This is a genomic window from Pelatocladus sp., from assembly GCF_059505505.1.
The window spans coordinates 1-10,954 of the sequence record NZ_JCACKS010000076.1 but is presented as its reverse complement, the minus strand read 5'-3'; the positions used below and the strand labels follow the sequence as shown (position 1 = coordinate 10,954).

At 36.6% G+C, this 10,954-nt stretch carries 4 protein-coding genes; all 4 read right to left on the bottom strand.

Annotated elements, in window-relative coordinates; genetic code table 11:
• Positions 1-42: 42 nt before the first annotated feature.
• Complete coding sequence (locus AC5JMK_RS07245) at positions 43-2,817, bottom strand: type I polyketide synthase (RefSeq protein WP_495909753.1); 2,775 nt, start codon at positions 2,815-2,817, stop codon at positions 43-45.
• A gap of 111 nt (positions 2,818-2,928) precedes the next feature.
• A complete protein-coding gene (panP, locus tag AC5JMK_RS07240; RefSeq protein ID WP_096679470.1) occupies positions 2,929-4,611 on the bottom strand; it encodes a pyridoxal-dependent aspartate 1-decarboxylase PanP in 1,683 nt (560 codons plus the stop codon).
• 34 nt (positions 4,612-4,645) lie between these two features.
• On the bottom strand, positions 4,646-9,301 hold the full coding sequence (locus AC5JMK_RS07235; RefSeq protein ID WP_495909752.1) for a type I polyketide synthase: 4,656 nt from the start codon (positions 9,299-9,301) through the stop codon (positions 4,646-4,648).
• A gap of 21 nt (positions 9,302-9,322) precedes the next feature.
• A partial coding sequence (locus tag AC5JMK_RS07230; RefSeq protein WP_495909751.1) for a non-ribosomal peptide synthetase occupies positions 9,323-10,954 on the bottom strand: 1,632 nt, incomplete at its 5' end.

Below are 10,954 nucleotides of genomic sequence, written 5' to 3'. Positions count from 1 at the left end.
GGCTAGTCTTGAGAGTATGCTCCTCTAGCAAGTTTTACCGCTCTAGTTTTTTTTAAATAATTCTTGAAATAAAACATCGTAATCCTGATGATTGACCGGATTGACAGTATATTCAGACTCGCCTATCTGCTGAAATTCATCACCAATCTTTACAGTAATTACATTTCGGTTTTGTTTTTTTAGTCGTTTGACCAAGTTAATACCCAAGCCGCATTCATCGATAAATACTAAAATGCAATATTTCTCAGGTAGTAGTTCTTCGTTATTAAGTTGTACTGGAGGTAAGGAAGGCTTCCAAAAAGGAATGTAAAACCAGTCAGCTATATCAGGTTTTTTGATTAGTGAACCTGAAGTCTGATTATTGTTTTTACCTGGCTTTTTAGCTTCAATCCAGTATCTTTGTCGTTCAAAAGGATAAGTAGGTAAAGGTAGACGGTGACGCTGTTCTTCAGTATAAAATCCTGACCAATCTATTTCAACACCAAAAAGCCACAATTTACCTAATATCTCTAACAAAAAGCTGACATCTGATAGTTGTTCTTGAGATAAGCAAGTTAGTACATGTTGTTTAGCATTAATATCTAAATGTTGCTTGGTGATTGTACTTAAATTTGCTCCCGGTCCCACCTCTATAAAAACACCTTCAAACTGCTGTAATAGTTGAGAAATACTCTCGGAAAAATTTTCGGTTTGTTGTAAACTCTGGCTCCAATAGTTGAGATTTGTAGCTTGTGCATCTGTAATCCAACTACCAGTTACATGAGAAATAAAACGAATACATGGTGGGTTGAGTTGAACTTTTTTGAGCAGCTGTAGTTGTCCTTGGTTTGCTACTATTGCTAGCGCATCTTCAAGAGAAAACACACCTGCGATCGCAGCTGCAACATATTCCCCAATACCGTCACCAATCATCGCCTCTGGGCTTACTCCCCATGACATCAATAACTCAGCTAAGGCATATTCAACTGCAAATAATGCGCTTTGAGCGATGTCTGATTGCTTTAGTTTTTGGCTAGCTGTTTCCATTGTTTCTGATTGTGGAAACAGTAGTTCACGGATATCAAGACCGAGATGAGGTTGCAAAATTTTCGCGCAACTATCTATATGTCTGCGATATGTCGCTTCAACTTCGTATAATTCCCGACCCATGTTTGTATATTCTGAGCCTTGTCTAGGAAACATGAAAATAACTGGGCAACGATTTGGCTGCCAATGGTTACTAAAAACACGTTCTGGCTCTTGATTTTTGAGTAAATTAACTGCATCCTTCAGATCTTTGCAAACAACAATGCGCCGATGCTCAAAAGCCCGACGACCTACTTGTAGAGTATAAGCTACATCAGGCAAGTTTATATTAGGATGTTGTTGAAGGTAAGTAGCTAAATTTGCTGTCGCAGTTTCTAAGGCTGTGCTAGTTTTGGCTGATAATAATATTAATTGCCAAGGGCGTGATTGTAGAGACGCACCATGGCACGTCTCTACAACTGGAGCTTCTTCCAAAATTACATGGGCGTTTGTCCCGCCAACACCAAAAGAACTTACACCTGCTCTACGAGGTAAACCGTTAGTTTCCCACTCTGATAATTTGGTGTTGACATAGAAAGGACTGTTAGCAAAATCTATCTCTGGATTAGGTTTTTCAAAATGTAAACTAGGGGGTATTTGTTGATGTTTTAATGCAAGAACTGTTTTAATTAAACCTGTCACACCTGCTGCTGTATCCAAATGCCCAATATTAGTTTTTACTGAGCCAATAGCACAGAAAGTTTTTTGATTTGTGCTAGAACGAAAAGCTTGTGTAAGAGCTTTGATTTCAATTGGATCTCCCAAGGGAGTTGCAGTTCCATGAGCTTCAATATAAGAAATTGTATCCGGTTCAACACCAGCCAAAGCAAGTGCTTCTAAAATTACTTCTCTTTGACCATTAACACTAGGTGCTGTATATCCAACTTTTAAAGAGCCGTCATTATTGATAGCCGAACCTTTAATTACAGCATGAATAAAGTCGCCATCATTAACAGCATCATCCAATCTTTTTAACACAACAATTCCTAAACCATCGCCAAACACTGTTCCTTGAGCCTTAGCATCAAAAGTCCGACAATGTCCGTCAGAGGAATGAATAACACCATCTTGATAGTGATAACCAGATTTCTGAGGTAACTTGGCTATAGAAACACCACCAGCCAAAGCAATATCACTTTCTCCATTGAGCAAACTTTGACAGGCTAAATGTACAGCTATTAAGGATGTAGAACAATTATTTTGAACATTTATACTTGGTCCAGTCAGATTTAATTTATAAGAAGTTTGTGTACTTAAATTATCTTTTTCATTACCAATAAAAATATTGAATGAATCTACAGATTGCATTAATTCTTCATTAGAAGCTAAATTAATAAATAAATAATTACTATTAGTTACACCAGCAAAAACCCCAATTTTACCGTCGTATGATTCGGAATCATAACCCGCAGATTCCAAAGCTTCCCAGGCAGATTCTAAAAATAGACGATGCTGTGGGTCTGTAATTTCAGCCTCTCTAGGAGTAAATCCAAAAAATGCGGCGTCAAACAGATCAACATCTTCTATTATACTTGCTGCTTTTACATAATTTGGATTGTTGAGCAAATCTGGATCTATACCTGTAGCTAGCAATTCTTCATCTGTAAAATGAGAAATTGATTCTATTCCATTTCGCAAATTTTTCCAAAACTGTTCAACATTTTTTGCACCTGGAAAGCGTCCATTTATACCAATAATGGCTATCTCATCGTTGTCATCAAACTTATTCTTTTCCTGATCATTATTATTCATAATAAATACCTAAAACCATTTCCTTGTAAAGCTGCACCAAATTCTCTCCATACCTCTTTTCTTTGTACCTTCGCGGTTCGTTTTTATTTTTTGTGTAGCGCATGCGCATCTTCATACATAATTGGTATGATTAGCTTCTAAAGAATCTGATGTTGATAAATCTAAAGCAATCTGAATTTGATCATTTAGAACTGCATCAATATCATCTTGAGTAGTAAGCGGATTAGCAATAACAGCACGCAATGCAGTCACTGAAGTTTCTTTTTCTAAACAAGTGATTGTTTTTGTTGTTCGTGAAATAAAAGTACGACCAACTTGACGTTGAGTTTTTTGCAAGCGTTCATTAAATATATTAATTTGGTGATTATCAATTTCTGTTAATTCATTTTTAGCTGCAAGTTCTCTTAAAGACTCCGGAATGTAGCGATAAAGAAGCAAATTTATATCCGGTTGAGATAATAACTCAAATTCGGGCATAGTAGCAATCCGAGCAGCCATATATTGGGTTTTTTCAATTCCTGCATCAATCAAAAATTCATAACCTTTCAGCCCGATTAAATGTAGCCCAGCATGTAAAAATAATACCATTCCCGGACGAGAACCTTCTAAGGCACGTTTACCTAAATCGAATGAATTTTTACGCATGGTATAGCTAGCATTTTTTTCAATCGATGAAGCTAGCTGTGGTTCACGCGTAAATACCATACCAATACCCATGGGTAAATACAGCTGTTTATGTCCATCAATTGTGACTGAATCAGCGCGTTCAATACCAATAAGTTTTTGTCGATGTTGTTCGGAAAATATGAGTGGTCCACCCCAAGCAGCATCTACATGAAAATGAACATTTGCTGCTTGAGCAATATCTGCTATATCTGAAAGTGAATCTATGTTACCAGAATCGGTAGTCCCTGCAACTCCTGCGATCGCAATAATATGTAAATTTTTGGCCTGACAATCTGCAATAGCTTGACGTAATGCCGATAAGTCTACTTGATTATTAATATTAGTAGGAATTTTGATTAAACCATGCGTACCTATGCCTAATAAATCTGCTGCTTTTTCAAAAGAATAATGCATCAATTCAGAGCCAATTACTACTGCTCCTTGATAACCATAGTAATCTAAAGCTGCTGCTAAACCTGCTTTTTCTACACCAGGAAAATTATTTTTTGCACCCAAGGATTTATTTCGAGCGCACCATAATGCGATGATGTTTGCTGCGGTTCCTCCAGAAACCAATATACCTAAAGTACTTTGGCTATTTTGGACATGCTCCCTATAAAATTCATTAGAAAAATTATAAATTAACCTATGCATCATTGCTAAAGCTTGACGTTCGTATGGACTAAAGGCTTTAGCTGTTTCTATTTTGACAACATTTTGATTCATTGCTGTCATCAGTTTCGCAAGAGGTCGCACAAAACAGGGTAGCGCCGAAGTCATATGACCGATAAATCGTGGTGAAGATGTATGTATGGAATGATTAACAACATTATTTGCTAAATATTCCAGGTAGTTATCGAAGTTAGCAGGATTAATAGGAACTTGACTATCAACAAATGTTTCTAGTAATGCATTAAATTCAATCTCAGAATTGGTGTGAATGGCATTTACAAAATCATCAACTAACGCATCAGTTTTCACAGCCATATTGGCTTCTGTAGAGACTAAGCTGTTCGATGGCGCAAATAATTGCATCACTTCATTTGCAACTGCATACCTTGGTGTTAGCTCATTTTCCAAAAATAAATTCTGCTGATTTTTTCCTTGTCTTTGCTGACTCAATGCCATTTTCCACTCCACAAAGGATTTATTTTTTTATTTTCTACTTTTTACTTTCTCTTCGATAATTCTGTCTGGCTTCTTTACGACGCTTGATGGAAGCAGATCTTGCTGGAGTCCGGTAAGAGTCTTTTTGTAAATTAGCTTGTTCATCGCTACTTAAAAACTCAGCAAGCGAACTAATAGTTGGTCTTTCATAAATACTGATTATCGGAATATGGGTATTGAATTCTTTTTGTAACTGGGAAATCACCTCAACACCGATGAGAGAACTACCTCCCAAATCAAAAAAGTTATCATAAATACCAATCTTTTCAATTCCTAAGACTTTTTGCCAAGTTGTTGCAACTATTTGTTCTACATTGTTGCGAACTGGGACATATTCGCTTTGCAAATTTGCTCTGCACTGAAGTGATAAAGTATCTCTATTTTTTTGCAAAAACTCTCGTTTTATCCATTGATCAATTCTGGGTTGTAATTCTCCAGCAGAAACAATAATTTGAGGAATTTTACTTAGAGATAATACACGCCTAAAAACGTCTATACCTTCTTTCCATGTCATGCGTAATTTCTCTAACGCCACTCCCACAGTTAGATCCTGGATGTCGTCTTCTTGAGATTGCCAAGTATCCCAATTCACACTAATACAAGGAAATAAATTTATTTGGTTTTGCTTGTGAGCATAGGCATCCATAAAAATATTAGCAGCAGAATAGGAAGTTAACCCTAAACCTCCTAAAACAGATGATGATGAAGATGTGAATAAACAAAAATCTAATTTTTGATTTTGCAAAACTTTTTCTAAAATAAATAGTCCATATACTTTAGGATGAAATTGTGATTGACTTTGAGCTTTAGAACTTTCTTCAATCGTGTAATATGCATCATCGTTAATTCCCGCCGCGTGAATTAGCCCATGAATTTCACCAAAGCTTTCTTTAGCTAATTCTATAGCTTTTTGCATTTGTTGTTCATTAGCTACATCAGCGCGAATAGTTAGAACTTCTGCACCTAATTTCTCAATTTTGCTCAGTTTTTTAAGTTTTTGGCTGACTTCATTAGATTCATCATGGTTACTAAGCCATGATGACCATTGATGTTTTTCAGGGATACTTTTTCTGCTAATTAAAATTAACTTAGCTTGCACTGTTTTTGCTAAGTATTCTGACATTGCTAAACCAAGGCGACCAAGCCCACCAGTGATTACGTAAACACCCTGTTTTCTTAGTTTGGTTTTGCTGATAATGTTCTCATTTAACTGTACAGTTTCGTATATTCTTATCCAGCGATGATTACCACGGTAAGCAATTAAATTATCAGTTATTGGTGTTATAAATTCTGTCAAAAGTGAATTTATTAATGTTGAATATGGCTTAATTTTAGAGTCTGGAAGTATAATATCAAAGCAACAGCAATTTATATTGAGATACTCTTGCGGAATGACATTGCATAGTCCTAAAATAGTTGCTTTTTCAGGACATAAATTATCGCTACCAGTGACATCATTTATATTACTGGTGACAACGAGTAACTTTATTGGATCAATAATATTCTGTTTTGCTAAAGCTTGTGCCAAAAACAGCAGACTGTAGAAACCGAGATTTTGACAATCCTCAAAAAACTGATATTGTGTTTGTGTGTCTAGCTCTTGTTTAGGTAAGGTATTGTTAGGAGTAACGCTCCAAAAATGTACGATTTGCTTCGCTTGACTAATCCAATTCTGTTCTTTTAGTGTTTGCAATAAGGTATCATAGTCATCCCTTTCTTCAGGATTTATGGTATATGTACACTCATCAAGCTTGCTAAATTTCTCTCCAAGTTTGACAAAAATTACATCTTGATTTTGTTGTTTGAGTCGTTCAGCAATTTCTGCTCCCACTCCATAGTTATCAACAAAAATTAACCAACAATAATTTTGTTCTAGCAGTTTTTCCTGTTGAAAAAGCTCAATTGCTGTTGATTCTTTCCAACGAGGAACATAGAACCAATCAGCAATATCTGATTTCTTATCTGAAGTTTTTGGCGACATCATTCCCAAAGTCGCATTTCGATTTACCTCAAGCCAATACTTTTTTCGTTCAAAAGGATAAGTAGGTAAGGGTACGCGACGGCGCTTTTCATTTAGATAAAAACCCGACCAATCAATTTGAATTCCTACTAACCAAAGTCTACCCAAGGTATTAAGTAGAAATTCTACATCTGATTGTTGTTCTTGCGGATGTCGTATCGAAGTTAATGCTATAACATCTGTTTGATGTTGTTTAACCAAACCACTTAGTATCCGTCCCGGTCCAACTTCCAAAAATATTTGCTCTGGCTGTTTAAGCAACTCAGTAATTCCTAAATTAAATTGTACTGGTTGCCTTAAATGTCTTGCCCAATATTTAGGGTTTGTTGCTTCATTTGCAGTAATCCAAGTTCCACTCACATTGGAAATAAATGGTATTTTGGGGGGATTGAGTTTTACTTTTTCTAATGACTGAGTAAAAGTCTCAATCATAGGTGACATCATGTGAGAATGAAAGGCGTGAGATGTATGCAAGTGTCTACAATTGACACCAATTTTTTGTAGCTTTTGTTGCAATTTGTCTATTGCTTCTTCTGAACCCGAAACTACACAGGAAGAAGGGGAATTAATCGCAGCTAAAGAGATTTCTTTTTCTAAAAATTGTTGGATTTTCTGTTCTGGAAGCTGAATGGAGAGCATAACACCACTAGGTAACTCCTGCATGAGTCTTCCCCGCGTTGCGACTATTGCTAGAGCATCTTCTAAACTGAAAACCCCTGCTATAGTTGCAGCTAGATACTCCCCAATACTGTGACCTATCATCACTTCAGGTAGCACACCCCACGCCATCCACAACTTAGCTAAAGCGTATTCAATTACAAATAGTGCTGGTTGAGTAATTGCTGTTTGCTGTAATTTTTGTGTTGCTTCTAAAACTTTTTCTTCGCTAGGATAAAGAATTGTACGCAGGTCTATTTGCAAGTGGGGTTTTAGCAGTTCGCAGCAGTGATCAATTTGCTCTCTAAAGACGTTTTCATTTTCATACAACTCTCGACCCATATTTACATATTGCGAACCTTGTCCAGAAAACATAAATACAACTGAACGATGACAAGGTTCTTGATAATAAGTAAAAGCTCTTTGAGGATCTTGCAATGCATTAATTGCATCTTCTTGATTTTGACAAACTAACATTCGCCGATGGTTTAAAGTCCAGCGACCCACTTGCAAAGTATGAGCAACATCAGCGAGATTTAAATCAGGATGCTTTTGGAGATGATTAACAAGATTTTCTGTAGCAGTTTCTAGTGCTATATTTGTCTTAGTTGAAAGTAATAATAATTGGCAATTTCGAGAAGGACTAGAGGATTTAATTATCGGAGCTTCTTCTAAAATTACATGGGCATTTGTGCCACCGAAACCAAAGGAACTAACACCCGCACGGCGAGGAGTAGCGTTTGTTTTCCACTCAGATAATTGATTGTTGACATAAAAAGGACTATTAGCAAAATCAATTTGGGGTGATGGTTCTTCAAAGTTCAAACTGGGGGGAATTTGTTTATGTTTTAGGGCTAAAACAGTTTTAATTAAACCCGCAACACCAGCAGTTGAATCTAAATGGCCAATGTTAGTTTTGACAGAACCAATCCCACAAAATCCCTTTTGTTGAGTTTTAGTCCGAAAAGCTTGTGTTAAAGCAGCAATTTCAACGGGATCACCTAAGGAAGTTCCGGTTCCATGCGCTTCAATGTAGCTAATAGTATCAGGTTCGACCTCAGCCATCACCTGAGCAGCTCTAATTACTTTTGCTTGACCATTGACGCTGGGTGCGGTGTAGCTAACTTTATCTGAACCGTCATTATTAATCGCAGAACCTTTGATGACTGCATGGATGCAATCTCCATCTGCGATCGCTTCTTCTAAGCGTTTTAAAACTACAAGACCCAAACCTCTTCCTTTTACTGTTCCAGACGCATTAGCGTCAAAAGCACGACAGTGTCCATCAGGAGATTCAATTCCTCCCTCTTTATATAAATAACCAACTGCTGTGGAGATTGAAACTCCTCCTGCTAAAGCAATATCACACTCACCACTGAGCAAACTTTGACAGGCTAAATGTATAGCGACTAATGAACTTGAGCAAGTAGTTTGAACTGCATAACTTGGCCCTTGCAAATTTAATTTATAAGAAACAAGTGTAGTAACATAATCTGGAGAAGTTGCTTTTTCGATCTGCTTATCACCTACAGAAGCTATCAGTTCATAATTAGAATAAATATTAAGTAGATAACTGCCAAAACTCGTACCAGCGTAGACTCCAATAGGTTTTTTATATATCTGTGAACTATAACCAGCATCCTCAAGCGCTTTCCATGAATGTTCCAAGAAAAAACGGAGCGAAGGGTCCATAATTTCAGCTTCTCTGGGGCTGATATCGAAGAATGAAGCATCAAATAAGTCTATATCTTCGATTAAACCTTCTGCTTTCACATAATTTGGATCGTTCAGTAAAGCTGCATCTACACCTAAATTTTTTAATTCTTGATCACTAAATCTATGTATTGATTCTACTCCGTCTCGCATATTTTGCCAAAATTGATCAATATTTGGAGCTTCTGGGAAACAGCCGTTCATACCAATGATAGCTATTTCCATACCAGTTTTATGATTAAAATATTCTACATGTTCCATAATTAATTTTATTGGTCGCTATTAAAGATTCTGTTGTCTCTTTTGTAAAAAGCGTTGTTTTAATCTTGCTTTTCCAGCCTCTAACTGTTCATTCAATTTATCGCTCTGATTTTCAAAGCTATCGTCTTCTTCTTGGTTTAAATACCGGGCTATGGAACTAATTGTTGGATATTTAAATAAGTCAGTTATTGCTAAATCAGGTTTAAACAGTTCCCGCAGTTTGCTGTAAACCTGAAGCACATTTAGTGAATGACCACCAAGATCAAAAAAGTTATCTTGGATACCAACTTTTTCCACCTTAAGTACTTTTTGCCAAATATCAGCTATTGTGTGTTCCATCTCATTTCGGGGTAACACGTAAGCTGTTTCTAATATTGGGCGGAGATTATCTGGCTTAGGTAAAGCTTTACGATCTACTTTACCGCTTGGTGCTATGGGTAGATTGTCTAGTATCACAAAAGTAGAAGGTAACATATGGTCAGGTAATTTTTCTTTTAAAAAATTACGCAATTCACTAATACTAGGAACTAGTTCTGTTTTTGCAACCACATAAGCAACTAATTGCAAGTTACCTGGTTCTTCTTGATGAACTATGACTATATTTTCACGTACATTTGGGTGTTGACTCAGAAATGTTTCAATTTCCCCAAGTTCAACTCGGAAGCCACGAATCTTCATTTGATGATCAATACGTCCGAGAAATTCTATATTTCCATTACTGAGCCATCTTCCTAAATCTCCTGTTTTATAAATTAAATCTCTACGATTTTCTGGTAACTTCTTCCTAGCATCTGGAAAGGGATTAGGAACAAAACTTAAATTAGTTTTTTCTTCATTTTTCCAATACCCTTCGCCGACACCAATTCCCGATACACAAATTTCTCCAGGAACGCCGATGGGTAATAGCTGCATTTGCTCATCGAGAATGTAGATATTTAAATTTGCTAATGGTTTACCAATTGGTACTGTTCGCTGATTTTCATCAAAAGGCTTGTTAACAATAAACTGAGTAATATCATCTGCTGCTTCGGTGGGACCATAGGCGTTAACAATTTTGATTTCAGGATATATTTGGAGCCACTTATTTACCCAACTTACAGATACTGCTTCCCCCACAACCATCATCCATTTCAAATCAGGTAATTCTCTGTCGTGAATTCCTAGCCCCGAAATATATTCAAGTAAGCCCCCAAATAGTGCTGGTACTAATTCGACAACTGTAATTTTTTCTGATTTAAGTGCTTTAAATAGTTTATCAGGAATCGCAACAGTTTCAATGTCTACTATGACTGTCTTACCACCTATTAAAAGTGGCGCTAAAAATTGCCAGACAGAAATATCTGTCGAGGAAGGAGCGCTTTGTAGAAAACAAAATTGCTCAGTTAGTTTTAATTCATCAAATTGAGCATAGATATGGTTAATTGCACCATCATGCCTAACTATTGCTCCTTTGGGTAGTCCTGTGGAACCTGAAGTATAGAGCATGTAAGCTGGATCAACAGCATGATTAAAAGGTTCTATATTTTCACTAGGTAGCTGTTCAAAATCTAATTTATTATATATATTTAAACTTTCTTGATTCGCAAGCAGTATATTTTTGTAGTTTTTCACTCTCCCCCCACAAACGAGAGTTTGCAGCGTAGGTAAAAGCAA

Bases quoted from the DNA above. Each gene is read 5' to 3' on its own strand.
- panP (WP_096679470.1), bottom strand. From the start codon at position 4,611: ATGGCATTGAGTCAGCAAAGACAAGGAAAAAATCAGCAGAATTTATTT.
- AC5JMK_RS07235 (WP_495909752.1), bottom strand. From the start codon at position 9,301: ATGGAACATGTAGAATATTTTAATCATAAAACTGGTATGGAAATAGCT.
- AC5JMK_RS07245 (WP_495909753.1), bottom strand. From the start codon at position 2,817: ATGAATAATAATGATCAGGAAAAGAATAAGTTTGATGACAACGATGAG.